This window comes from Marisediminitalea sp. (assembly GCF_984433645.1).
This window is the reverse complement of sequence record NZ_CFIDRX010000044.1, coordinates 1-26,502: the sequence shown is the minus strand read 5'-3', so window position 1 is coordinate 26,502 and position 26,502 is coordinate 1. Positions and strand designations below refer to the sequence as shown.

At 51.1% G+C, this 26,502-nt stretch carries 21 protein-coding genes and 1 riboswitch; of the genes, 13 read left to right on the top strand and 8 right to left on the bottom strand.

Features of this window, described 5'->3' with window-relative positions:
- Positions 1 to 544 (bottom strand): AAA family ATPase (locus AC4MRN_RS08020; protein WP_491202969.1); only part of this gene is annotated, 544 nt, incomplete at its 3' end.
- Between the two features lie 126 nt (positions 545 to 670).
- A riboswitch (cyclic di-GMP riboswitch) is annotated at positions 671 to 754 on the bottom strand.
- Between the two features lie 238 nt (positions 755 to 992).
- Here AC4MRN_RS08020 and AC4MRN_RS08015 point away from each other — a divergent pair.
- The gene (locus tag AC4MRN_RS08015) at positions 993 to 1,745 is read left to right on the top strand and encodes a glutathione peroxidase (protein ID WP_370241070.1); all 753 of its coding nucleotides are present in this window, start codon (positions 993 to 995) and stop codon (positions 1,743 to 1,745) included.
- Between the two features lie 59 nt (positions 1,746 to 1,804).
- Here AC4MRN_RS08015 and AC4MRN_RS08010 read toward each other — a convergent pair whose 3' ends face one another.
- A complete protein-coding gene (locus AC4MRN_RS08010) occupies positions 1,805 to 2,152 on the bottom strand; it encodes a putative quinol monooxygenase (RefSeq protein ID WP_491202968.1) in 348 nt (115 codons plus the stop codon).
- A gap of 234 nt (positions 2,153 to 2,386) precedes the next feature.
- On the opposite strand from AC4MRN_RS08010, the gene AC4MRN_RS08005 reads away from it, so the two are divergent.
- The gene (locus tag AC4MRN_RS08005) at positions 2,387 to 3,694 is read left to right on the top strand and encodes a M20/M25/M40 family metallo-hydrolase (RefSeq protein WP_491202967.1); all 1,308 of its coding nucleotides are present in this window, start codon (positions 2,387 to 2,389) and stop codon (positions 3,692 to 3,694) included.
- 62 nt (positions 3,695 to 3,756) lie between these two features.
- A complete protein-coding gene (locus tag AC4MRN_RS08000; RefSeq protein ID WP_491202966.1) occupies positions 3,757 to 4,818 on the top strand; it encodes an alpha/beta hydrolase in 1,062 nt (353 codons plus the stop codon).
- Positions 4,819 to 4,860: 42 nt separating this feature from the next.
- On the opposite strand, the gene AC4MRN_RS07995 is transcribed toward AC4MRN_RS08000, so the two are convergent.
- The 6 genes from AC4MRN_RS07995 to AC4MRN_RS07970 all read right to left on the bottom strand — a co-directional run bounded on the left by AC4MRN_RS07995 (position 4,861) and on the right by AC4MRN_RS07970 (position 14,968).
- Positions 4,861 to 7,983 carry an efflux RND transporter permease subunit gene (locus tag AC4MRN_RS07995; protein WP_491202965.1) on the bottom strand — a complete coding sequence of 1,041 codons (3,123 nt, stop codon included), beginning with the start codon at positions 7,981 to 7,983 and terminating at the stop codon, positions 4,861 to 4,863.
- Positions 7,984 to 7,992: 9 nt separating this feature from the next.
- Complete coding sequence (locus tag AC4MRN_RS07990) at positions 7,993 to 9,810, bottom strand: efflux RND transporter periplasmic adaptor subunit (protein WP_491202964.1); 1,818 nt, start codon at positions 9,808 to 9,810, stop codon at positions 7,993 to 7,995.
- Between the two features lie 4 nt (positions 9,811 to 9,814).
- Positions 9,815 to 11,131 carry a TolC family protein gene (locus AC4MRN_RS07985; RefSeq protein WP_491202963.1) on the bottom strand — a complete coding sequence of 439 codons (1,317 nt, stop codon included), beginning with the start codon at positions 11,129 to 11,131 and terminating at the stop codon, positions 9,815 to 9,817.
- A gap of 112 nt (positions 11,132 to 11,243) precedes the next feature.
- On the bottom strand, positions 11,244 to 11,678 hold the full coding sequence (locus tag AC4MRN_RS07980) for a hypothetical protein (RefSeq protein ID WP_491202962.1): 435 nt from the start codon (positions 11,676 to 11,678) through the stop codon (positions 11,244 to 11,246).
- 114 nt (positions 11,679 to 11,792) lie between these two features.
- On the bottom strand, positions 11,793 to 13,004 hold the full coding sequence (locus AC4MRN_RS07975) for a dipeptidase (RefSeq protein ID WP_491202961.1): 1,212 nt from the start codon (positions 13,002 to 13,004) through the stop codon (positions 11,793 to 11,795).
- A 20-nt stretch (positions 13,005 to 13,024) separates the two neighbouring features.
- On the bottom strand, positions 13,025 to 14,968 hold the full coding sequence (locus tag AC4MRN_RS07970) for a S9 family peptidase (RefSeq protein ID WP_487965614.1): 1,944 nt from the start codon (positions 14,966 to 14,968) through the stop codon (positions 13,025 to 13,027).
- Between the two features lie 349 nt (positions 14,969 to 15,317).
- Here AC4MRN_RS07970 and AC4MRN_RS07965 point away from each other — a divergent pair, with 349 nt between their 5' ends.
- The 10 genes from AC4MRN_RS07965 to murD all read left to right on the top strand — a co-directional run.
- Positions 15,318 to 16,082 carry a SapC family protein gene (locus AC4MRN_RS07965; RefSeq protein WP_073323323.1) on the top strand — a complete coding sequence of 255 codons (765 nt, stop codon included), beginning with the start codon at positions 15,318 to 15,320 and terminating at the stop codon, positions 16,080 to 16,082.
- Between the two features lie 73 nt (positions 16,083 to 16,155).
- Entirely contained in the window at positions 16,156 to 17,604 is a 1,449-nt protein-coding gene (modF, locus tag AC4MRN_RS07960) for a molybdate ABC transporter ATP-binding protein ModF (protein ID WP_370241057.1), read from the top strand.
- Positions 17,605 to 17,962: 358 nt separating this feature from the next.
- Positions 17,963 to 18,421, top strand: coding sequence for a division/cell wall cluster transcriptional repressor MraZ (gene mraZ / locus AC4MRN_RS07955; RefSeq protein ID WP_073323319.1), 459 nt, complete (start codon positions 17,963 to 17,965; stop codon positions 18,419 to 18,421).
- Positions 18,418 to 19,353, top strand: coding sequence for a 16S rRNA (cytosine(1402)-N(4))-methyltransferase RsmH (gene rsmH, locus AC4MRN_RS07950; RefSeq protein WP_491202960.1), 936 nt, complete (start codon positions 18,418 to 18,420; stop codon positions 19,351 to 19,353). The genes mraZ and rsmH overlap by 4 nt, the downstream gene beginning before the upstream one ends.
- Positions 19,350 to 19,670: a cell division protein FtsL gene (gene ftsL / locus AC4MRN_RS07945; RefSeq protein ID WP_073323315.1), complete on the top strand. Its 321-nt coding sequence runs from the start codon at positions 19,350 to 19,352 to the stop codon at positions 19,668 to 19,670. The genes rsmH and ftsL overlap by 4 nt, the downstream gene beginning before the upstream one ends.
- Positions 19,667 to 21,445 (top strand): peptidoglycan D,D-transpeptidase FtsI family protein, encoded by a 1,779-nt coding sequence (locus tag AC4MRN_RS07940; RefSeq protein WP_073323313.1) that lies wholly within the window; start codon positions 19,667 to 19,669, stop codon positions 21,443 to 21,445. Before ftsL ends, AC4MRN_RS07940 begins: the two co-directional genes overlap by 4 nt.
- Complete coding sequence (locus AC4MRN_RS07935) at positions 21,435 to 22,964, top strand: UDP-N-acetylmuramoyl-L-alanyl-D-glutamate--2,6-diaminopimelate ligase (RefSeq protein ID WP_370241053.1); 1,530 nt, start codon at positions 21,435 to 21,437, stop codon at positions 22,962 to 22,964. Before AC4MRN_RS07940 ends, AC4MRN_RS07935 begins: the two co-directional genes overlap by 11 nt.
- On the top strand, positions 22,961 to 24,379 hold the full coding sequence (locus AC4MRN_RS07930) for a UDP-N-acetylmuramoyl-tripeptide--D-alanyl-D-alanine ligase (RefSeq protein ID WP_491202959.1): 1,419 nt from the start codon (positions 22,961 to 22,963) through the stop codon (positions 24,377 to 24,379). Before AC4MRN_RS07935 ends, AC4MRN_RS07930 begins: the two co-directional genes overlap by 4 nt.
- Complete coding sequence (gene mraY, locus AC4MRN_RS07925; protein WP_073323307.1) at positions 24,373 to 25,455, top strand: phospho-N-acetylmuramoyl-pentapeptide-transferase; 1,083 nt, start codon at positions 24,373 to 24,375, stop codon at positions 25,453 to 25,455. Before AC4MRN_RS07930 ends, mraY begins: the two co-directional genes overlap by 7 nt.
- The coding region (gene murD / locus AC4MRN_RS07920) for a UDP-N-acetylmuramoyl-L-alanine--D-glutamate ligase (RefSeq protein ID WP_491202958.1) at positions 25,455 to 26,502 on the top strand (1,048 nt) is incomplete at its 3' end. The genes mraY and murD, both read left to right, overlap by 1 nt.

The window sequence follows — 26,502 nt, the reverse complement described above, 5'->3', positions numbered from 1 at the left end:
CATCATACATGTTGCGGCTGAAGGTGACCGAGTTAAGCACCGGCACCTCAAAAGAGCGGCACACTTCCTTCGCCTCGAGGATCCGCGGAGCCAGACTCGGCAGTGAAGGGCACTGCGTGATCACAAACGCGGCATTCATTCTGGGGTTGACCATTTTACAGGTCGACAATATGTCTTCCATGTGTGGTACGGTTTTTAAGTCACGACGCTTTGGTCGCAGCGGAATCAGTATATGGTCGGCCACCGCCATTGACGAACGCAATGCCAGGTTATCCTGCCCGCCGCAATCGATAACGACATAGTCGTAGCGCTCTTTCAGACTGAGCAGTTCGTTTCGAATCTTACCGTATAGTTGTATACAGGTAATGTTGGGTAATTCGTCGTTGCTACTGCGCTCTTGTGCCCAGTCAGAGGTGGTGCGCTGTGGATCGCAATCCACCATCAACACACTGGCTTTTTTCTCACAACGCAAGTACACGGCGATATTTTGGGCCAGGCAGCTTTTGCCGCTACCGCCTTTTTCGCCACCTACCAGAATCATCATAGGTTCAATCCTCATTGGAGCCTGGCTATTCCTGTCCGAAGCTCGCTGTAATAGTCATTACACAATGAAAAAGTGAACACCGTTTTGGGTCTGCGGCTTTTAGGGGGAACCGGAAAGCCCTTTGTGTTCGGTAGCCCCGCTATCATATCAAAGGATGAAGACCGGAGGCTTTGCGTCACGCGCTTTCGTCGCGCTTTGCCTTTTTCAAACTTTCTGTAAGGTAACGATGTTGCCCTGATACCTTACCTGACAAAGGATAAACAAAGCCTTCGGATATCGCCATGTAATTGGGGCATCGCAAACCATAAACGGGGATACTTCTTAATACCAAAAATAACTGATTAAAAAACTTAGTTTAATCGAAATTTAAGATTGCCACGATAGAATAACTTCACTTCCATACTCTGGCGAGAAGTCTATACTGGTTACATCAATTAAGGAGAAAACAATGACACACCCAGTAGATATGCCTTCACGTGAAGGTCAAAAAGTGCCTGACGTAACTTTTGCGATCCGCGATGGCGAACAATGGATTAACCGGACAACCGACGACATTTTCAGTGGAAAGACCGTGGTTGTTTTCTCATTACCAGGTGCGTTTACGCCAACGTGTTCTTCTACACATTTGCCTCGATACAACGAACTGGCAGATGTGTTCAAGCAAAACGGTGTAGATGAAATTGTCTGTGTGTCAGTGAATGATACCTTTGTAATGAATGCCTGGGCGGCGGACCAGGAATCGGAAAACATTTCATTGGTACCGGACGGCAACGGCGAATTTACCGATGGTATGGGTATGCTGGTCGACAAAGCGGATCTGGGCTTTGGCAAGCGTAGCTGGCGTTATTCTATGCTGGTGAAAGATGGGGTTATTGATAAGATGTTTATCGAGCCCAACAAACCAGGCGACCCCTTTGAAGTGTCAGACGCTGACACCATGTTAAGTTACATTGCGCCCAATGCGGTGAAGCAGGAGCCGGTATCCTTGCTTACGAAGCCGGGCTGTCCGTATTGCGCCAAAGCGAAAGCATTACTGCAACATCACGGTTACCGTTATGAGGAAATTGTGATGGGACAAGGGGCTTCACTGACCTCACTGAAAGCAATCAGTGGCAGAACAACGGTGCCTCAGGTGTTTATCGGTGGTAAACACATTGGTGGTAGCGATGACTTGGAAGCGTACTTCGCAGAACAAGCTTAAATGAAAATCACCGCTCGTCTTCGTTTGCGATAAATGTGACGAGCGGTTTTCAACAAGAATTATAACTGAGGGGCGTCGTAATCCGCCGGCTCATCGGTGTAAATACATACGTTCCAATCTTCAGCAAGCCCATCGTTCGCCTGACAATATTTGGCAAAAAAGTCTGCAATTTCCTTGCGCTGGCAATGCGCTTCAAAACTCGCCATATCGGTCCAGATTTCATTGAACATAATGGGAAAGCTTTTGCCTTCAGCAAACGGACTGGTGACATGCCGTGTCACAATGTACTGAATACAACCATCTTCTCTGATGGTATTGGGTTCCAGGCTTTGCAGTACTTCAAACAGGGCGTTTTCCTGGCCTGGTTTAGGTAAAAACTGTGCGCAGCAATAGACTTTCTTAGACATAGCGGATCCTTTGACTGACCGGTGATAAGGGTTGTTTGTGAGGTTCTGATTAACAGGCCTTAGTATGGCGTGTCACCTGAGGAAGTCAAAATATCGTTGTTGTTCAAATGCGTGCGTGACTGGGAACGAGCCTACAATCGGCTTTATCGTGGCATTCATCGTCCTGCCTCTCGTTAATTCAGGCTAACTTTGTCATAGTGAACAACAAAGCATAATTATTCCGGGGAACACAGAATGAAAACCACGTTACTGGCCATAACCTGCGCTTTAGGCCTGGCGCTTTCTGCTGGTGCTGCAGCTGCACTTAATCCAGATGAAAAATCCATGGCAGATGCCGTTGATCGCCGCACATCTGATGCCATGGCACTGCTGGAGAAAAGCGTCAACATAAATAGCGGCACGATGAACTTTGCCGGGGTGAAAAAAGTTGCTGATTTGCTGGCCCCGGAGTTTAAAGCGCTGGGTTTTAAGGTTTGGTTTGAAGACGGTAAAGGGTTTAATCGTGCCGGTCATTTAATTGCAAAACACGAAGGCGGACAAGGACCGAATATACTGCTGATAGGCCATCTGGATACGGTGTTTGAACCGGAAAGCCCTTTTCAGACGATGACCTACGTTGATGATAAAACCATTAAAGGTCCAGGCGTGGCTGACATGAAAGGCGGTAACATCATTATGTTAGAGGCGCTGCGAGCATTGCAGCACGTCGGCGCTTTGAAATCGATGAACATACAGGTGGTGATCACCGGTGATGAGGAGCTAAGTGGTCGACCCTTATCGTTATCTAAAGCAGCACTGATAGAGGCAGCAAAATGGGCCGACGTTGCGCTTGGTTTTGAGAATGGTGACGGCAATCCGAAAACGGCAAACACGTCCCGCCGTGGTTCGGTGGACTGGACACTGACAGTAAAAGGCACGCCATCGCATTCGTCTCAGGTGTTTAAACCCAATGTCGGCGCAGGCGCTATTTACGAGGCTTCTCGTATCCTTACCCGTTTCTACGAAGAATTAAGAAGTGAGCAGTTACTTACTTTTAACCCAGGCCGAATCATGGGAGGCACTGAGGTGACTCATGATCGAACCAATAACAGTGGTACGGCATTCGGCAAGAACAATGTAGTAGCAGAGCACGCTATCGTCACAGGCGATATTCGGGCAATTTCCCAGGAGCAACTGACTCGGGTACAGCGCAAAATGCAGGCGCTGGTCGCGCAAAACTTGCCGAAAACGTCAGCCACCATTGAGTTTGGTGAAGGGTATCCACCAATGGCACCGAAAGCGGGAAACCGCCAGTTACTGGAAATATACAGTACGGTGAGTGCTGATCTGGGACAGGGGCCGGTAACAGCGGTTAACCCGCTTAATGCCGGGGCCGCAGATGTGTCTTTTACCGCGGAGTATGTTGATATGGCATTGGATGGACTGGGCATGAGTGGTTCGGCGGGGCATACCGTGAATGAATCAGCGGTCATACAGTCACTGCCATCACAGGCAAAGCGCGCTGCGGTGTTGATGTATCGGTTACAGTCTTCGACACACTGAGCAGTTGCATTTGACGGGCAAGCTCGCCATAGTATGCGGCAACCTAGCCTTGGGAGTTTATTTTGTTAACATGTAAGTCTTTTACTGCCATGTGCAGTGCCTTGCTACTTGGTGCCGCTGCACTTAGTCCATCGGCCTTTGCGCAGTCTTATTTTGAGCTGACTAACGGTTTTCAGGACTTGTACGCTAAGTCCTTGGGCGAGGTCAGAAAGTGCATAGAATCAACACCTAACCGGTTTGCCGTGTGCGCTGATTCGCTACGTGGCGAAGGCAATGCGCCGTTTATCCTGATGCAGTCTGAAACAGACAGCCCGGTTGCGGTGTTGGTGCATGGTTTAAGCGATTCACCGTTTTTTGTTTCGGCAATCGCCGATGAGCTCTACAGTCAGGGATATACGGTTATTGCGCCGTTACTGCCCGGACACGGTTTGAAAGATGCCGATGCTGATATGGAAGATGACCAGTTAGCAGAGCGTTGGCAAGCTCATGTTGATGATGTGATTACGCTGGCACTTGGTGCGAGTAGTTCGGGTAAAGTGGTTGTGGGCGGATTCTCTACAGGCGGCGCACTTTCAGTGGACTACACGCTCAAACATCCCGATAACGTAAAAGGCTTAATGCTGTTTTCCGGCGCACTGGCGCTGAACGGCAATGTCGAGTCGTTATCAAAAATCTGGGGAATGCGTTGGCTGGCTAAAATGCTCGATGGCGATTACAAAACCGATGGACCAAACCCGCAAAAGTACCCGAAAGTGGCCAGTTTTGCCGGGTTGGAGCTGATGTCGCTGATTCGTGAAATTCGCGAACAATTGGAGCAAGGGGCAACCATTACTGTACCGGTATTCATTGCCCATTCTGAAGCTGACCAGACCACGCCTATCGAAGGTGTCGAAAACTTACTGGCATCAGTAGACGCCAATAATACCTTCTACGTGATTGATGCGTCGCATAACTTGTGTCACGCGGATCTGGTGGTTAATCGCCGCTTGCTGGAAAAAATGAATTTCGACAAAAACCGTGCTGATTTAAGTGAAACCTGTTCGGTACCGCAGGTTAATCCGCAGTTCTTTCCTATGATGCGTGCATTACGCGGATTCGTTGAGTTTTCGTTAACCTCTGAATAGACAGTTATAGCCGCTATGCGCAACACATAGCGGCGTTCGTTGTTACTCAGCGAGCTGTTTGGCCATGCGTTGTTTTTGCACCAGGTAAAAACACGCTGGGATTACCAGCAAGGAAAGTACCAGTGCACTCGCCATGCCGCCTACCATAGGCGTTGCAATCCGGCTCATTACTTCAGAGCCTGTTCCTGAACCCATCATGACAGGTAACAAGCCAATCATCACCGTTGCAACTGTCATCAATACCGGTCGAACCCGTTTCAGGGCGCCTTCTGCAACCGCATTACGCAATAGCGCGGTGGTTATCATTTGGTGCTGGCGAGCTAAAGATTTACACGACTCGTTGAGGTAAACCACCATGATTACACCAATTTCCACGGTGACACCGGCAAGTGCAATAAAGCCTACGCCGACGGCGACAGACAATTGATAGTCAAGCCAGTACAGCAACCAGAAGCCTCCAATCAGGCCAAGGGGCAAGGTTCCCAGCACAATGGCCACGTCCACCATATTGCGGAAACTCATGAATAACAGGATCACGATAATTGCCAGTGTCAACGGCAATACATAGGTAAGCTTCTGCTTGGCCCGCTCCATATACTCGTACTGTCCGGCCCATTTCAGGCTGTAGCCTGCGGGCAGCGTTAGCTGACTGTCCAGCGCGGATTTAGCGTCTGCCACGTAGGTTTGAATGTCACTGGTAGTCAGGTCGATAAACGTATAGCCGGTTAACCGCGCGTTTTCGCTTTTCAGTGCTGGCGGACCCTGTGTGATATTGATATCAGCAACGTCGCCCAAGGTAATGCGTTGGCCCGTCGGGGTTATCAGCGGTAAATCGGCCATGGCCTCCGGTGAATCCCGGTAAGCCTGAGGGTATCGCATATTCACCGAATAGCGTTCCAGACCTTCAACAGTCGTCGTGACTTTTTTTCCGCCGACGGCGGTGCTGATAACCTGCTGCACATCAGCGATATTCATGCCATAACGAGCTGCGGCATAGCGATTTACATCGAGCGTGATATAGCGTGCGCCCGCCACGCGTTCAGCATACACAGAAGCTGTGCCAGGTAGGTCGCCGAGGATACGTTCCACGTCTTTACCCAGTTGCTCGATGACCGCGATATCAGGCCCGGATATCTTTAATCCTAATGGGGTTTTGATACCGGTTGCGAGCATATCGATACGGGTTTTTATTGGCATTACCCAGGCGTTGGTCAGGCCGGGAAACTTCACTAACTTGTCCAGTTCCGCTCTGAGTGATTCAGTGGTCACCCCTTCTCGCCATTCTGACTGAGGCTTTAACTGAATAAAGGTTTCAATCATGGTCAGGGGCGCTGGGTCGGTAGCAGTTTCTGCTCGTCCAACTTTTCCAAACACGGTTTCGACTTCGGGAACAGTGCGAATGAGCTTATCGGTTTGTTGCAATATCTGACGCGCCTCGCCAATTGATACCCCGGCATAGGTGGTTGGCATATACATCAGATCGCCTTCATCCAGCGGCGGCATAAACTCACTGCCCAGTTTCCCCAGTGGGTAAAAGCCAATCACCCCAATAATAACCGCGCAAAGCAAGGTGGTTTTCGGGAAGCTCAGTACAGCACGCAGGGCGGGTTTATAGGCTGCCTGAATCACCCGGTTTACTGGGTTTTTCGCTTCGGGCAGGATATTGCCGCGAATAAAATAGCCAATGAGTACCGGGATCAGGGTAATCGCCAAGCCCGCCGCCGCTGCCATGGCATAGGTTTTGGTGTAGGCCAGAGGAGCGAACATTCGGCCTTCCTGGGCTTCCAGAATAAATACCGGCAAAAAGCTCACGGTGATAATCAGCAGGCTAAAGAACAGCGCAGGGCCAACCTCGCCGGCAGCGTCTGCAACCAGCTCCCAGCGGTTACGCTGCTGATTGGCTGGGTCTTCCAGATGTTTGTGGAAGTTTTCTATCATTACAATGGCACCATCGGTCATCGCGCCAATGGCAATGGCGATACCGCCCAGCGACATGATATTGGCATTCAGCCCCTGAAAATGCATGAGAATGAACGCCGCAAGAATGCCCAGCGGTAATGTGACCAGCGCCACAATCGCGCTGCGTAAATGCAACAGGAAGAGCCCGCATACTACCGCAACAATGATTAATTCTTCGAGCAGCTTGTCCCACAGGTTGTCGACGGCTTTGGTGATCAGGTTTGAGCGGTCATAAACTGGTGTTATCTCTACGCCATCAGGCAACCCCGCCTGTAGTCGCTCTAGTGCGGCTTTGACCCCCGTGATGGTTTTCTCTGCGTTTTCGCCGTAGCGCATAACAATGATGCCGCCCACAGTTTCGCCATCACCGTTCAACTCTGCGATGCCACGTCTGGCAGCAGGTCCAATGCGGATATCTGCCACGTCACTCAGCAATACAGGCGTGCCCTGTGGGGTGGCGCCTAATACGACCTGTTGCAAATCGTCGAGAGATTGCAGGTAGCCGGTAACCGTGACCATATATTCGGCTTCGGCCATTTCCACTATTGATGCGCCGACTTCCTGATTGCCCCGGGTAATGGCGCGTTCAATGCTGCTGAGCGGCAGGTTGTAGGCCTGTAAGCGCAACGGGTCGATAACCACCTGATATTGCTTTTTCATGCCGCCCACTGTAGCCACTTCGGCGACACCTGGCACGGTTTGAAGTTCGTACTTCAGGAACCAGTCCTGTAGCGATGTCAGGTCTGCAATGTCGTGTTGCCCCGTTGGGTCTGACAGGGCATAGATATACACCCAGCCCACCCCTGTCGCATCGGGACCTAACTGCGGCGTAGCGGTATCCGGCAGGGTTGGCGCCACCTGCGATAGATACTCCAGCACGCGCGAACGGGCCCAGTAAATATCGGTGCTGTCGTCAAACAGGATATATACGTAGGAGTCGCCGAAGAACGAAAATCCACGGACGGTGTGCGCGCCGGGTACAGACAGCATGGCCGTTGTTAACGGGTAGGTCACCTGTTGTTCAACTACCGACGGAGCCTGACCCGGATAGGATGTCTTGATAATAACCTGGACATCAGACAGGTCGGGTATCGCATCAACCGGGGTTTGCTTAACCGACCACATGCCGGCCGCTGCCAGCATCAGCGTCGCGATAAGAACCAGGACCCGGTTTGCGATGGACCAACGAATAATATGTGCTATCACAGTTGGCTCCTATTCGTGATGCGCGTGTTCATTGTGAACCGCGCTAGCCTGTGGCGTAATATCGACAATGATGAAATCGCCATCGTGGATCTCAAACGTAAATGAAATTGTCTGGCCTGGTTGCAGGGCGTCCATTGCTACAGCTTCATCTACCGCGAAGTCGAGTGTGGCTGGGCCGCGGCCCCATTTCTCAATAGCTCCGCGCGAAATGTTGAGTACGCGGGAGGTCACATCGACCGTGTTAATCAGGCCATCGACAGTGGCCGACTGCACATCCGATTCTGGTGCTTCGCTGCTGTCCTCATTGTTCATTGCGTCATGATCCATACCGGACATAATGTGAATGCCGGTAATGAGTGGCAGACCGGATACGGATTTATCGATTTCCATGTGCAGTGATACGCCGGCACCGAGCTGAGAAATATCAACATCTTCAGCGATGGCGAAATCCATTACCATGGCTGGCCACTGCCAGTCTTCTATAGCCTCGTGACTGGCATTCACCGTGCGCGCTTCGCTATCGACACTGTTGATTTCTCCTGCTACCCAGGCTCGTGATGACATCGACTGTTCGCCATCACTGGCATTGCTGAAGCGCGCTAAATCGGAATCGATGGCGCTTTCTGAATCAAGTAAAAACTGGGCGTTAGTCACGACTTCATCGCCTTCGAGCAGGCCATCGACAATCTCTACCCGATCTTTACTGGTATTGCCAAGGGTTACCGCAACCGACTTAAACTTGCCGTCGCCGAGTGCCAGCACTACACGGTTGTTTTGCGCGGTGCGGATCACGGCGTTGCGAGGGACGGTCAGGACCATCTCGTCATTACTAATTAGAAACACCACGTTGGCAAACATATTCGGCTTGAGTTGCTGTGTCTCATTCGGCAAGCGCAGACGGACTTGTAATGTGCGGGTAGTGGCATTCATGACCGGGTATACGTAGTCGACCATGGCGTGAAAGACGTCGTCCGGGTAGGTATCCAGTGTGATCATGGCGTGCTGACCGGCCCGAATACCGGCCGCTTGTCTTTCCGGCACTTCGGTGGTGAGCCATACTTCGTTCAGACTGGCAATTTCCATAAGAGTGGTGCCGGGCTCTACATAGAATCCCGGGCGAATATTCAGTTTCGCGACAATACCGGATTGCGGTGCAGTAAAGGCCACTTGTTGACTGACTTTGCGCGTGCGAGTAACCGATTCTATTGTGCTCTCTGGCAACTGTAGGGCGATCAGTTTGTCTTTTGCTGCCTTGATCAGGTTTTGATTATTGCGATTAAGCGCAAGCAGGTACTCTTCCTGCGCATTTACCAATTCCGGGGAATACAGCCGGTAGAGCACGTCTCCTTTTTGGACCATTTGCCCTTCGTTGGTCACACTCAGGAACTCGATCCAGCCTTTCACCCGTGGGTGTACGTGAACAATGTTGTCCTGGTTGAAACCGATGACGCCAAGCGCCGCGACCGACTCTGATAAAGACTCAAATTGCGCAGGTGCGGTGGTTACCCCCAGACTTTGTTCAATATTGGGCGAAATGGTTACCGTGCCGGGGGCTTCAGATTGGTCACTGGCATACACCGGCACCAGATCCATTCCCATGGGCGACTTGCCGGGGCCATCCCGTCGATAGCTGCTGTCCATGGGAGCCACCCAATACAGAATTTCGTTTTCGTCGTTGGTATCGCCCGACGATTCGTTCATTGCAGCGTGAGGTGCGTCACTGCTGTTGAGCAACCAGCCTGCCCCAAGGCCCAGAACAATGCCGACAAAGAGCATAGCGACAAGATAGGCTGGTTTCACGGAACCTGAATAATTGTGATGTGTCATGGGATTACTCCTGAGTGGCCTGGGCGGGAAGATAGTAGGCGAGTTTTATACCCAGTTTGGCCATCTCACCCTGAATCGATAATTGTTTGAGCTGTGCGTCCAGCAATGCAATATGGCTTTGTAACACAGCCAGAAAGTCGCCATCTGCGCTGGTATAGGCGTTCAGCGCCGCATCGTATTGCTGTTGTTGCAAGGGCAACAGCGCATCGCGATATCGAGTATAGCGGCGGTTCAGGCCTTGCCATTGGGCATAAAGTTGTTCGACTTCGCTAAGCTGTTGCTGAATTAACCAGCGCTTTTCGGTCTCAATACTTTCTGCTTGCTGTACGGTGGCTGAAATGGCCGGGCGATGATACGCGCGGCTAAATAAAGGCACGTCAACACTCACGCCAACAGAAACAAAATCCGCTCTGGAGCGGTTGGCCGTATCGTCCTGACGATAGGCGTAGCCGGCGTTGACTTCCCATTGGGGCTCAAAACTTTCGGTGACCTGCTGTTGCTTGATTCGCTGTGTTTCAATTTGTGTGTTCTTCAGGCGAACAGAAGGGTGTTGTTGCAGCAGTGCAATGCGATCTGCATCGGATATCGCTCGCTGGGCATACCACTGCTTTGCCGTTAACCATTGAGTGTCGCTGTCTGCAGGCGATAAATAGCTCAGTTGCTGATGCAATGCGTCTGGTAGCCACAGAGTAAACTTCGCTTGCGCCGTTTGTTGGCTGGTCAGTGCGGTATCCAGTCTGTCTTCCAGTGCCAAGGCCAGTACATCTGAACTCAGTACGTCATATTGTGACGGACCTGACGATGCAGCATAGCTGTTTTCGATGGCATCGGAGAGCTGACTGACGACCTGCTGTTGAGCCTGAATTAGAGCGGCACTCTGCGCCGCTATCAGCCATTCTGTCCAGGTCAGTTGAATATCGCGTCTGAGTTCCCATTCACGGTTTAGTCTGCGCAGGGGTTCAGCGCTAGCCTGCGTTGCTATTTGCTGACGTTGCAAAGCAACGCTGTCACCGCGCGGCAACATCTGCGACACGCCGACTTTTAGCTGTGTCATGGCCTGTTCGTTTAGTGCGAAGCCATCGGTAGGGACGTTGAGCACGCTAAGCGAAACACGCGGGTCAGGTAGCCGACTGACCGCTGCTTGTTGTGAATTCAGCGCCTGTTCGGATTGCCTGCTTTGTTGCAACGACAGATCGTGTTTAACAGCGCTGTCCAGTAACCAGTTTAACGCCTCACTGGCGGGTTGCGAAGCCATAGCGCCAGGGCTCATCAGGCTGAGTAACAAGCCACACAGGGTGGCAATATAGGTTGTTTGTTTCATGGTAAAACCCAAAACGGAATATCAGTAACAGATATCGTCAAAGCATTGCTTCAACAGAAATACGGCAATTTGCCATGTGCAGTTCGAACCGGCGAATGCACCGACTTGGGTTTTAGGCTATAGGTGGGCGGAACGGTGTATTCAGCTGACCGCTGAAGGGCTGAGCAGAGAAGCGTAGTGACGCGTGTTGTATTGTCACCGGGCTATTGATTTGAGGATACTCGGCAATAAATACCGGCGACTGACACAAATGTTTGCAAGCACAACCGCCTTTGTCGCAATCACTTTGCATGGCGCAATTGTGCGCAGTCTCTGCACCAGTGACTGCATCGGTGGCTGCTTCAGTATTGTTACCAGATTCAGGACAGCAGCTGTGCGTACTTTCCGATGCACTGTGGTGCTTCATCATGTCAGCATGTATTGTGTCCGGAGCGGCTTGTGTCATGGTGCTCGTTTGCATTTCAGGCGCAGTCAGGCTCATTGCATGCCCGGCCAGCGGGAGCAATGTGATGGCTGCTATCAAAAAATACAAAACGATGCGCTGCATGGTTATCCTGACTCTATCAACTATCGATGAGTATACGTTAATAAACTTTGCTGGCACAAGAGGCTTGTGCCAGCAGTCGAGTGTTCCAGCCGCTGAGCGTTAAGGCGCAGCAAACTAGTGAGCTGCTGCGTAGGCTTCTACTTCAGACCACACTCGCAACAGGTTCTCGCCGAGCAACTTAGCGATGCTGGCTTCGTCATAGCCGCGATCCAGTAAGCCCTGTACTAACGAAGGGTAAGACGCGACATCTTTTAGTCCGATAGGGAGAGAATCACCCACGCCATCGTAGTCAGAACCGATACCAACATGGTCTATGCCAATCAGCTTCACAACGTGGTCTATGTGATCCAGCACATCCGCCAGCGTTGAGTAGGGGTAAGGGTTTTCTTTGCTGTATTGGTCAGCAAAGTTTTTAACCTGCTCGCTGTCTTCGCCAAATTCTTTAATAAGTGCATTGCGCTGTTTGGTGCGGTTGTCACTCCACATGCGGGCTTCCTTGGTGACGAAACCCGAGCCGAAGTTGATCATCACAACGCCGCCGTTTTCACCCAGTTTAACCAACATGTCATCTGTCATGTTGCGCTCAAAGCCTGGCGTAAAACTACGCAGCGATGAATGCGAAGCAATAACCGGTGTATTGGTCAGTTCGATAACCTGATAAAACGCGTCGTCAGAAACATGGGAAATATCGATTAGCATACCGATGTTGTTCATTTCTGTGACCAGCTCTTTACCAAAGGGGCTCAGGCCTTTCCACTTGCGGCGAATATCGTAGGACGAGTCACTGATGTGATTGGCGCGTGAGTGAGCCAGTGTAATGTAACGAACGCCTCGATTATAAAAGGCTTCAAGATTGGCCAAGTCGCCTTGAATCGGTGAACCGTTTTCCATTCCCATCGGCAGCGAAATCAGGCCTTTGGCAAATTGTTCTCGCACATCGGCAACGCTGGTGGCAATGGCAAATTTGTTTGGGGCGCGGGATACGATGGCCTCAACCGAATCTATCAGCAAATGCGCCAGTTGGGTGGACTCGTCTGAATTATCCAAACTGGCCGGAACGTAAATCGACATAAACGGTGCGTTCAGACCGCCTGATACCGCGCGAGGATAATCAAAATCCCCGTCGGCAGTGGCCTCAGTTACATCAACCCATTTGTTGTGAACGCGATATGGCACATCGATATGGCCGTCAACAATGATGTGTTTCTTCGCAATTTGTTGAGCGACAGACAAGCCTTTGTAGGCGTCGACCTCATTCGATGTGGACTGACAGCCTGTTAACAGACTGAGAGCGGTAAGCGTGCCAACCATCAACACATGCTTCATGGTACAGGTTCCCTATTGTTTTATTGTTGTGTAGTTAAATGGCGTTCTAAAAATTCTGCCAACGCACGGTAAAAGGTAACACGGTTTTCCATTTTACTCACGCTGTGACCTTCATCAGGAAAACGCAAATAGGTCACTGGCAGGCCCTTATCCCGCAGTACTTTCACCATACGGTCCGATTCGGTAACCGGGTCACGAGGGTCGTTAACACCGTGCTCAAAAAACATCGGAGCCTGAATGCGATGCACCGTATTGATGGGCGAGTTCTCGGCGTAAAAAGCCTGCCATTTGGGGTCGCGAATATCGCCATATTCAATGCGGTCAGAGGCTTTCAATCCCGGTGAGGCTTCCTGTAGCGCTCGCACCCAGTCAGATACGCCAACAAACGAGGCGCCAGCTTTAAATGCATCCGGATAAAGCCCCATCACGGCGTTAACCATGTAGCCGCCGTAGGACCCACCCATAACGGCGCTGTTTTGTACATCAATGCGAGGATCCGCTTTCAGGTAGGATAGTGCATCAACCAAATCCCGCACGCTGTGCAAGCGTTTTTCCTGATTGTCTAAACGCGCGTAGGTTTTACCAAAGCCGGTAGAACCCCGCACGTTAATGTCCAGTACCGCGATGCCTTTACCCACCAGATATTGCGTTAGCGGTTGCCAGGCCGGTTTAGCCTGAGCTGTAGGACCGCCGTGAACATCAATGACCAGCGGTACATTGTTAAGTTTGCCTTTCGGTAAATAAAGTAAGCCGTGCAAGGTAATGCCATCTCTGGCAGGAAAATCAATAGCCTCGGGCGTAATTAAAGCATTGCTGTCTATGCCCGCCAGTGTGGCGTCGACCACCAGGCGATGGCGATTACTTGTCAGGGTCGTGGTGTACACTTTCGCAGGCGATGTCGGGCTGCTAATTTGCACTGCCAGCGCATCACTTTCACTCGCGCAGCTCACGCTGTAGACGCCTTCAGGCATGTCAATTTTGCGTGTTCCAGCCCCGGTTAATTTACTGCTGAATAAGGTATCAAAGCCGTTTCTGTTTTCGGTCCAGACGAGGTTCGACTGTTTGCTACACAGTTGAAGGTTTTCTAAGTCGAACTGACTTTCATGTATCAAGGTTGTTTTTTCTGTTGTGAGGTTATAAGAAAATACAGCGGTCATTTCACGGTCTACATTCGACACAAAATAGAGCGTGTTGCCGTCGTCACTCCAGTGGAAATGGCTAAAGGCAGCGGCCACAGCCGGCGTGTAAAGCGGACGTAATTCACCACTGGCTGAATCCAGCAGAAAAACGTCTTGTGCATCTTCTCCACGGGTTTCCGTTACGATGACATTGTGCGTGCCGGGTTGCCAGGCCGCAGGGAAAAAGCCGAATTCCGCCTGATAAATCATGCTGGACTTACCGGTAGTCATATTGTGTTCGTAAATATCAAAGTCACGGCCGTTACGTTCAGTCGACGCATAGGTAAATCGCGTGCCGTCGTGATTGAATTCGCCGAAACGTCTGAACGCATTACTGTGTGCTAATAACAAAGACTCTGACAGGCCGTTGGTGTGAATACTGTAGAAAGCCTCGCGCTCGTTGCCGTCATTATCAGCGCCATATATCAGTTGAGTACCATCGGGGTGCCAGCGAAAAAAGGACAGGCCATTACCAAACGTCAACTGTTTTGCCTGGCCGCCATGAACCGACTGTACCCACAGCTGACGCACGCCGGTAATAGTGCTCAGATAGGCGATTTGCGTACCCTGAGGGTTAATGCGGGCCTGGCTGACGCCACGTGAAAGTAAGAAACGGCTAATGTCTACCGGCTGCTCACCCGCTAACCCGATATTCAGTGAAGTGACAGTCGGCGTGTCCTCTGAATACGGCCAGTGGGTAGGGTCAGCCGTGTTTGCTGATGCGATGCTTACACAGCAAAAGGAAAGGAACAATAGCGGGATTTTTCGCGAAATTAAAAGTGACATAATGGCTTGCTACCCTGTAATCGAGGGCTTAAAGGTATACCAAGCAATTGGTTCTTTGTGCTTTTTTTCGGTTAATCGACAAAAATGTCTGTTCAGTGAAGATATGCAGCGAAGTGGGCGGCTTTACGGCTGACGTGAAATACGCCATACTGCCTGCCGACTGGTTGGCATCAAAGGGCGAAAAACCCGGAACTGTTTCGACTTAAACGCGTCGAAGGAAGCTGTGATTGCTTTGGAATGGATCACGACTCATGGTTTGTCGATGACATCAACCACTCCATTATGGATAGAGAGTTGCCCCGATTAAATCAGTGTGGCAACGAAGCAAATAACAATTGAGATAGTACTTATGGCAATGAATTTTGTACCGCTGGATAAAAACAAACATAAAGACATTAAAGTTGCGGTAGATCCAGCTTTCCCATTTGCAAAGAATACCCACTTAGCAGCCGCATCCATCCGTGAATTTGCCCAGTTGGCAAGCGCGATGCCGCTGGTATTCATTCAGGATCCGAAAACTGAAAACCACCACGTTGTTGCGATGCTGGGTATGGAGCCTGGTCAAAACCTGTTTTTGGTTGAAGACAAATGGAACGCGCCGCATATTCCAATGAATATCGTTCGCTACCCGTTTGACGTTCGCCCTGATGGCGAGAAACTGGGTGTATACATCGATGAAAACAGTGACCAGATCAAAGACGAAGGTCAGCCTTTGTTTAAAGAAGACGGTGAGCCAAGTGATTTCCTGAACAACCGTCAACAGCTGTTGGTAGATTTGGCGAACAGCGAAATGCTGACTCAGCAATTCGTTAAGAAAGTGGTTGAATTGGGCTTACTGGACGACGTTCAACTGCGTCTTCAGTACGTAAACGGTCAGGGTCGAAACGTTGGCGGCATGATGACCATCAACGAGAAGAAACTGATGGAGCTGTCTGATGAGCAGGTACTTGAACTGCATAAAGCGGGCTTCCTGGGCGCAATGTATGCCATCATGATGTCGCTTGGCCAGTTAAACCGCCTGATCGAGCTGTCTGCAAAAACAGACAACCCAATTCGCTCTATGCATATGGGTCCTGCTCAAAAAGAAGAGCAACCGGCACCTGCTGCACAGTAAGCACTAGCTGTTTGACCAAAAGCGGGTATTCACCCGCTTTTGTTGTTTTAGGACCTCAGGAATTCACAGCAACATGTCTATTCATCTGTCTGATTGTCAGGTAAAGCTGGCACCCTCATTCTCTTTTTCCGTTCCATCACTGCGTATTACCGAAGGACAACATCTCGTTATTACCGGCTTTAACGGCAGCGGAAAATCCTCGCTGGCCGCCGTGATTGCTGGTGTGGGTGAGCTTCAGTCTGGTTCAAGAAATGTACCCGATAGCATTGGCTGGGTAAGCATTGCCCAGCAACAGGCCATTATTGATGCCGAACGAAAAAAAGATGATGCAGACATTCTGGATGTCGTGCCAACACCCAGCACGGCCAGACAGATTGCGCTACAGCACAATGATGAGCCGAATGATGTCCAGCGCCACGCGCTAACCGAGTTGGCCGAACTGCTGGGTATCACTGCGTTGCTGGACAGAGCCTTTTTGTCGCTGTCAACAGGGGAAACCCGCAAGGTATTGTTGCTCCAGCAATTGCTGGATGCGCCCGACTGGCTTATCTTGGATGAACCCTACGACGGGCTTGACGTTGAATCCGTTGACCGATTAGCAGAGTATCTCGATGGTCTCGCCAAGCGCTGTACCATGATACTGGTGATAAACCGGTTGAGTGAATTACCCCAGTGGGCTGGCAAACTGGTCTTTATGCAAAACAACCAGATTAGCTGGCAGTCGCAAGGTGACTCGCTGACCGACGGAGATCGCGGTCACATCAAACAGATATTACACATCCAGCATCAGGTTAGTGCACTACCACCAGCAGACAGTGATAATCGGGCTCCGGTACTGGCCGACCGCGATGCGCCACTGGTAAAGCTGGTCAATGGCAATGTAACCTGGGGCGATAATACGGTTTTCGATGCCCTGAATTGGGAAATTTACCCTGGCCAGCACTGGCAGATCAGTGGGCCCAATGGCTCGGGTAAAACCTGCTTGCTGACTCTGATAACGGGCGATAACCCACTGTGTTACCGCAACGATCTGACCGTGTTTGGCTACAAGCGCGGCAGTGGCGAGAGTATCTGGGATATTAAACAACACCTCGGGATCGTTTCGAACAGTTTGCACTTACAGTACCGGGTTAATTGCTCGTTGCTCGACGTTATTTTATCGGGTTATTACGACAGTATTGGCTTGTATCAACAACCGACGCTCGCTCAACGCAAACTGGCTACAGCGTGGTTAGAGACTATTGATATGTCGGCTCAGGCGAAAACCCCGTTCCAGTCGCTGTCTTTTGGTGACCAACGCCTGGCCCTGATTGCAAGAGCAATGGTAAAGCATCCGAGTTTACTGATCCTGGATGAACCCTGTAATGGTCTTGACGATGCCAACAGGGTGAAGATCCTGGCAATGGTAAACCTGCTGGCTCGGCAAGGTGACACTACCCTATTGTATGTAAATCACCACACTGAAGACCGTATTGACGCCATTGAACACTGCCTGGACATGCGTGATTTTGCTATAACCTAGGACAAATTATTCGCGCAATGGGAAAACACAGTCTCGCGGCGCCCGAAAACGAGGGCGGGCGATATAGTTCTTATTACCTTATATAACTTCTGCTTTTGCAAAAAGCCTGCCTTTGTGCAGGCTTTTTCATTTTCTTACTTGTTATCAGCCACTTCGGCTGTAAGCCGCGAACGTCGGAAATTTGACACTGAAAACATCGTAATTTTACCGGGTATTTTTGCTTGACAGTGGGAAGGATTGATACCTAAACTGTGAAATGTGGGTAAAAGTGGCGAATAGTGGATCATATAATCAACGTTTTGCAGATTAGATCTCATAAAACAAGAACAACAAGATCAAATAAAAAAAGGCTAGGGGAATGTTCCGCGGCGCTAATGCAATCAATCTGGATTCAAAAGGGAGACTGGCCATACCTACCAAGTATCGACAGTCTCTTTTGGATGATTGTAACGGACAGCTGGTCTGCACCATTGACACACAACAAAGCTGTTTGCTGCTTTACCCACTTCCCGAATGGGAAGAAATTGAATTAAAGCTGAGCAAGTTTTCGAGCATGATCCCGTCTGAACGACGCATGCAACGTCTGCTGCTGGGCTATGCAACCGAATGCGAAATGGACAAAAGCGGCCGCGTGCTGCTGTCTTTGCCATTGCGCAAACATGCCACACTCGATAAAGAAGTGATGTTGGTGGGTCAACTCAATAAGCTTGAAATTTGGGATGCCGAAACCTGGGCAACGCAAATTGACGCGGATATGGAAGTGGAACGTTCAGGTGGATTTGAACTGACCGAGCGACTACAGGACTTCTCGTTATGAGTGAAAGCTTTAAACACACCTCGGTACTCCTACAAGAATGCCTTGACGGTCTGGCGATCAAGCCAGACGGTATCTACATTGACGCCACATTTGGACGTGGTGGTCACTCTGGCGAAATTTTGTCCCAACTGGGTGAGCAGGGCCGCTTGATCGCGTTTGACCGCGATCCTCAGGCCATTGAAGCCGCCAAACGATTTGCCGACGACAAGCGTTTCACCATCGTACATTCTCCGTTTGCTGATATGGCTGACGTCATTGAATCGATGTCGTTAAGCGGCGAGATCGACGGCGTTCTGATGGATTTGGGCGTGTCGTCGCCACAGCTCGACGATGCCGAACGAGGCTTCAGTTTCCTGCGTGATGGTCCACTGGACATGCGTATGGATACAAGTCGCGGGCAAAGTGCTGCTGAATGGCTCGCAGAAGCCGATGAGCAGGACATTACCCAGGTCATTAAGGAATTTGGTGAAGAGAAGTTTGGCAAGCGTATCGCGCATGCCATCGTAAACGAACGCAAGGTCAATCCAATAACGCGCACCAGCGAGCTAGTGCGGATTATCGATCAGGCGATGCCGGTAAAAGACAAGTTTAAACATCCGGCTACCCGCACGTTCCAGGGCATTCGTATTTACATCAACGCGGAATTAGAGCAGTTGCGTGTTGGATTGAAAGCTGCCACCGCGATCCTTAAGCCGAAAGGGCGTTTGGCGGTGATTTCGTTTCACTCACTGGAAGACCGCTTAGTGAAGCGGTTTATGAAAGAACAGAGCAAAGGCAAAGCGGTACCTCATGGTTTGCCGCTTACGCAGCAGGAGATTGACGCAGATAAAGTGCTGTCGTTGATTGGCAAGGCCATCAAGCCTGGGGAGGACGAACTGGCGGTCAATGTCAGGTCCCGCAGTGCGGTACTCAGGGTGGCAGAAAAACGATGACAAACGCGTCTACGAATTTTAATTTGCTCCTCATCCTGGTTACCGAATTGACCCGCCATAAGTTGCGGGTTTTGTTGTTTATAGCGGTCATCGTAAGTGCGCTTGCTGTGATCCTGAGTAGTCACCATAACCGCCAGCAAAACATAGCGTTAGAGCAACTCATGCGTCAGAAAGACGACCTCGACGTGGAATGGCGAAATCTGGTGTTAGAGCAACGCGCGTTAACTGAGCACAACCGCATTGAAGCGCTGGTAGAAAAGCATCTGGATATGCAGCGCCCTGGCGTTGACGACGAAGTGGTGGTACGCATTAAATGACCACGATCACGTTAAAAGCCAGTAAGTCGAAAACCAGCGGCGCAAAAATGAATAACCGGCCGGGGCCCATGCAATGGCGTTTCCTGGTCGTGCTTGCCGTGATTGTTATGGTATTTCTGGTACTGGCGATGCGTGCCGCGTTTATTCAGGTCATTGAGCCGGATGATCTTATTCAGCAAGGCGACAGCCGGACTTTGCGTACCCGCAATATGCCGACGTACCGTGGGCTGATTACCGACCGTAACGGTGTTGAACTGGCGGTCAGCGTGCCGGTGCGCGCTATTTACGCCGATCCTAAAATTATTCACGAGTCCAACGCATTGAACCAGACACGTCGCTGGCTGGCGCTGGCCGAGGTGATTGGTCAGGACGTCGATGAGCTGGTGAGCAAGGTCGACAACCCACAACGACGCTTTGTTTATCTGCAACGTCAGGTGTCGCCGGCGATGGCGGATTATGTCGAAAAGCTGGAAATCCCGGGCGTATATTTGCGAAAAGAGTCGCGTCGTTACTACCCAACCGGTGAGGTTTCTGCTCAGCTAATCGGTATTACCAACGTCGATGATCAGGGTATTGAAGGTCTGGAGCGGTTGTATGACGACTGGCTTACGGGGTCGCCCGGCAGCCGCAAAATTCGCCGTGATGCCAAAGGGCGTCAGGTTGAAGTGCTGGAAATGAAAAATGGCGAAGCGGCAGGTAACCTGGCGCTGACAATTGATCAACGCATTCAGGCACTGGCTTATAAGCAAATCAAAGAAGCCATGCTGTACTATCAGGCCAGCTCGGCGTCGGCCATTGTGGTAGATGTTCATACCGGTGATATTCTGGCAATGGTGAATGCACCGTCGTTTAACCCCAATGATCGCAGTGATATTTCACCGCACCGTATGCGTAACCGCGTGATCACCGATGCGTTTGAGCCAGGCAGCTCCATGAAGCCGCTTGCCGTGCTCAGCGCGCTGGAATTCGGGTCAGTGAAGCCCGGCGACATCGTCGATACTTCACCGGGCTGGATGCGTTTAGGCGGCAGTCTGGTTAAGGACTTCCGCAACTATGGCAAGCTGAGTCTGGCGGAAATTATTCAGCATTCCAGTAACATGGGGACATCCAAGTTGGCACTGTCTGTGCCCAAGCAGTTCCTGTTGGATTCTTATTACAACATGGGACTGATGTCTGATACCGGTGTGAATATGCCGGGTGAGAGCACGGGTATCTTCCACGAACGCAATCGCTGGTCTGAGTTTGAATTGGCAACTTTGTCGTTTGGCTACGGGATTTCCGTGACGACGGCACAGCTTGCAAGAATGTACGCGACTATCGCGTCGGGCGGCATCAAACGCCCGCTGAATATTGTGCGTGATGCACAAACAACAGGGTATCAGCCAGCAGAAGAGCGGGTTATCAGCGAGGCTAACGCAAAAGCGATTCTGGCCATGATGGAAACCGTTACACAGGACGATGGGTCAGGTGTGAAAGCGCGTATTCCAGGATATCGGGTGGCAGGTAAAACCGGTACAAGCCGCAAAGCCGTCGCCGGCGGCTATGGCGAAGAATACGTAAATATCTTCGCTGGCGTGGCGCCTATCAGCGATCCACAGTTGGTTACCGTGGTGTTAATCAATGAACCCGGCGGTGATTTATATCACGCGGGTGATACGGCAGCGCCGGTGTTCTCAGAAATTATGGGCGGAGCCCTGCAACTGCTAAACATAGCACCGGACGACCGCCAAATGAGTGCAACACAAGTTATTGAGAGGGCGAGCCATGGTGGTTAGTGCCTTTACCCAGAGCCTGCACGCGTTGATGTTAAAGTTCGGTGTGAATGCACCGGATATCCGTGTGCAGGGCTTAACACTGGATAGTCGCGAAGTCACCCCCAAGGTCGTCTTTGTAGCGGTAAAAGGCCACCAACAGGATGGCCGTGATTTTATTCCTCAGGCCGTTAGCCTGGGCGCCAGAGCAATATTAGCTGAAGCCGATGATGCCAGTGAGCACGGTAATATCTCCATGCGAGAGCAAACCGTGATTATCCAGTTTTGGGGGCTTAGAAGCCTGTTGTCATCCATTGCTGCGGCTTTTTACGATTACCCGGCAAATAAGCTGGCCACTATTGGTGTAACCGGCACCAACGGCAAGACTTCAGTCGTACAGTTACTCACGCAAATGAAACACCGCTTGGGACATCGTGCCGCCTCTATTGGTACGCTGGGCAGCGGTATTTATCGCGATGAAGCCTCCTACGCGCCAGCCAGCAACGGTAATACCACGCCGGATGCCATTTCTATGCAATATTTGCTTGCTGAGTTTGTTCAGCAAGAAGTACAGCAAGTGGCTTACGAAGCATCGTCTCATGCGCTGGTGCAGGATCGCTTGAAGCAAGTGAAGACCGATATTGGTGTGTTTACCAATCTGACGCGCGACCACCTTGACTATCACGGCACTATGGAAGCGTACGCAGAAGCGAAACGGGCCTTGTTACATCTACCGGGGCTGGGAAAAATTGTGTTAAATCAGTCCGATTCTGCCAGCGCTGACTGGCAGGCCGCGGCCGGCAACGAGATTGAAACGGTATGGACAAATGTGCTGCCAGATACACCGCAGAATTTGCCCGAACAGCGCTATTGTTTTGCCACAAATGTGCAATACCATCCAAATGGATGTCAGTTCAGGCTGGCGAGCTCATGGGGTACAACCGTGGTGCAGGTCGCCTTACTGGGTGAGTTTAATATTGCCAACCTGATGAGTGCGACGGCCGCATTGCTGTGTCAGGGCGAACGATTTGCCAATGTGGTAAAAGCCATTGAGCAGGTACATGCCGTGCCGGGTCGCCTGGAAGTGTTTGAATTTGAACAGCGCGCGAATGTCGTGGTGGATTATGCCCATACGCCTGACGCGCTGGAAAAAGCACTTGCCGCATTGCGCAGCCATACCCACGGACATGTGTGGTGTGTATTCGGTTGTGGTGGCGACCGTGACAAAGGTAAACGTCCTTTAATGGCAAAAGCGGCAGAGGCCGGGGCAGATTACCTGGTGATCACCACCGACAACAGCCGTTCTGAACAGCCTGAAGCCATTGTGGCCGACATCAAAGCCGGGCTCACGAAGCCTGAGCTAGCCCAGGATATTCCAGATCGGGAACAGGCGATTCGCTATTGCCTGAGTCACGCCGCAGCAGACGACTTGATTCTTGCTGCGGGTAAGGGCCATGAAGATTATCAAATCATTGGTAAGCAACGAATTAACTATGACGAACGGGCAGTGATAGCTCGTTTGCAGCAGGAGTGCAGCAAATGATAAACACAACGCTGGCATGGATTGCTCAACAGATCCAGGGACGATTAGAAGGTCAGGATATAGCAGTAAGTGCAGTGAGCACTGATACGCGACAAATTAATCAGGGTGACGTTTACCTGGCACTCAAGGGCGACAACTTTGACGGCCATGCATTTGCAGAAGCGGCCATCAATGCCGGCGCCAGCGCGATCATCGCTAGCACACAGCTTAACGACAATGTGACATCACGCGTGCCGGTTATTTACGTTGAAGATACCAAGATCGCGTTGGGTGATTTAGGCGCTGCAGTCAAAGCTGAGATCAAGCCAAAAACCATAGGCATTACCGGTAGCAGCGGTAAAACTACCGTCAAAGAAATGTGTGCGGCTATTCTGGCACAGCGCGGCAACGTCTTAGCCACCGCGGGAAACTTTAATAACGACATTGGTGTGCCTTTAACGCTATTGCGTCTGACACCAGAGCATGAATATGCCGTTATCGAAATGGGCGCCAATCACCTGGGTGAAATCGCTTATACCACGAATCTGGTGAAGCCGGATGTAGCGACCATCGTGAATGCAGCTGCGGCTCACCTTGAAGGCTTTGGTAGCTTATTAGGCGTAGCCCGGGCAAAGAGTGAAATTTTTAAAGGCTTAGGCGAGAAAGGCCTGGCTATTGTAAATCGCGACAGCCAGTTTGCTGAGTTCTGGTTGGGTAAACTGAAGTATCAGCCGGTGCAGACGTTTGCCCCGGATTCAGCGAATCCGGACGCGGATTATTACGCGTCAGACATTATTATTGACCTGAATGGCTGTGCAGAATTTGTGATGCATACGCCAAAAGGCAGTGCAGAAGTACGTTTATCAGTGCCGGGTATGCACAACGTGGGCAATGCACTGGTATCAGCCGCGCTGACCATGGCGGTTGGCGCGACGTTGGAAGACATCAAGTTCGGTTTACTGGCGATGAAAGCGGTGGGTGGGCGTTTGAAAGTTGTGCCGTTTACCGACCAGGTACGCGTGCTGGATGATACCTACAATGCCAACGTGGGGTCGGTGAAAGCCGCTATTGATACCCTGGCCAGCTTTGCTGGCAAACAGGTGTTGGTGCTGGGTGATATGGCTGAACTGGGCGAGCAGGCGCGTTTTTATCATCAGCAAGTCGGCGAGTACGCGAAACAGCGCGGCATTGATTGCCTGTATACCGCTGGCGTACTTAGCCAGAGCGCTACTACGGCATTTGGCCAGGGCGCATTTCATTTCAGCGAGCAATCTGCATTGGTCGATGCACTGGTTAGTGATTTAGGTCATGAACAACGCGACCTGACTATTCTGGTTAAAGGCTCGCGCAGCGCCAGAATGGAACAAGTTATTACAGCATTGGAGGAATCCCCATTGGGAAAGCTTAATCGTCGGCGGGAGAAAATTGCATGTTGATCTGGCTCGCCGACTGGCTAACGCAGTTTGAGACTGGGTTTAACGTATTTTCTTATTTAACCATGCGGGCCATTCTGAGCACGCTGACGGCCCTTCTGATCGCCATTCTTATCGGCCCGAAAATGATTCGCTGGCTGCAAATGATGCAGATCGGTCAAACGGTTCGCAATGACGGCCCGGAGTCGCATTTGTCTAAGGCGGGCACGCCCACTATGGGCGGACTGTTAATCCTCGCCGCCATCGTGATCAGTGTGTTGCTTTGGGCAGATCTCAGCAACCGTTACGTGCTGGTTACGCTGTTCGTGGTGGTAACATTTGGTATCGTCGGTTTTGTGGATGATTACCGCAAAGTGATCCGCAAGGATTCCAAAGGTTTAATCGCGCGCTGGAAATACTTCTGGCAGTCGGCCATCGCGCTGTGCGTGGCGTTTTACCTGTATAGCAGCGCTCAGCAAATGGAAGAAACCGCGCTGTTGGTACCGTTTTTCAAAGAAGTATTGCCGCAACTGGGCATCTTTTACATCGGTATCGTTTACTTCGCCTTGGTAGGTACCAGTAATGCTGTGAACCTGACAGACGGTCTTGATGGTCTGGCTATTGTGCCGACGATACTGGTGGCGGGCGCGTTTGCCATTTTTGCTTACGTAACCGGCAACGTGAATTTCTCTGCTTACCTGAACATTCCTTACATCCCACTCACCAGTGAGTTGGTGATTGTGTGTACCGCAATTGTGGGCGCGGGCCTGGGATTCTTGTGGTTTAACACTTACCCGGCAATGGTATTTATGGGCGATGTCGGCTCGCTGGCACTGGGCGGTACGCTGGGCGTACTGGCAGTTCTGGTTCGTCAGGAAATTGTGCTGATCATAATGGGCGGCGTGTTTGTTATGGAGACCTTGTCAGTGATCATGCAGGTGGGCTCGTACAAACTGCGCGGTGAGCGCATTTTCAGAATGGCGCCTATTCACCATCACTATGAATTAAAAGGGTGGCCAGAGCCGCGCGTTATTGTGCGCTTTTGGATCATCTCACTGATATTGGTGCTCATTGGACTGGCTACGTTAAAACTACGCTAATGACTAACTTAATAAATAACGCAAACAATGTTGTTGTGGCAGGTGCGGGTATCACCGGGATGTCCTGCGTGCGTTATTTACTGGATCAGGGCAAGTCTGTGAAGCTTTGGGACACCCGCCCTGACGCTTCAGTACCAGATACACTCACCATTGATGTCACCTGCGGTGAATTGCCAGCAGATTACTGGCAGGGCGTGGATGTGCTGGTCGTTAGCCCGGGGATTTCACCTGCGCTGCCAGCGATTCAGGACGCTGATGCTTGTGGGGTAAAGGTCGTCGGCGATATTGAACTATTCGCGCAGGCCATAGGGTGTCCGGTGCTGGGTGTGACTGGCTCCAATGGCAAAACCACGGTAACACTGCTAGCTACCCATATTCTTGAACACCTTGGCATAAAAGCGGTCGCGGCCGGCAATGTCGGATTACCGGCACTCGATGCATTAGCCTTGGCGCCTCAGGCCGTGGTGTTGGAACTGTCGAGTTTTCAGTTAGAAACCACAGAATCCTTGTCGTTAGACGCCGCCACTTTACTGAATATTTCCGCGGACCACCTCGATCGTCACGGTACCTTCGAGGCTTACCGCGAAGCGAAGCAGCGGATATTCGCGCATGCAGCCTGTGCGGTTACGCATCGTGACGATGCCGAAACAAGCCCCTACAATGCCGATATACCTTGCATTGAGACAGGACTTACCCAATCTCAGACCGGTTTTGGCTGGGATGCGGCGTCTCAGGAAATATTATTCAACGGCGCGCCTTTATTGAAATTGTCGGACACTCAGTTAGTGGGGCTGCACAATGTGCTGAATATACAGGCTGCGCTAGCGCTGGTTTCGGCACTGGAAATTGACCTGTCAGAGGCCGCAGAAGCGGTAAAAACCTTTAAGCCTGCACCGCACCGCTGCGCCAAAATCGCGGTGAAAGGTGGAGTGAGCTACATTGACGACTCTAAGGCGACGAACATAGGCGCAACTGAAGCTGCGTTAACGGGCCTCGCGCCTTCGTTAACCGGGCGCTTGGTGTTAATCGCAGGTGGTGATGCAAAAG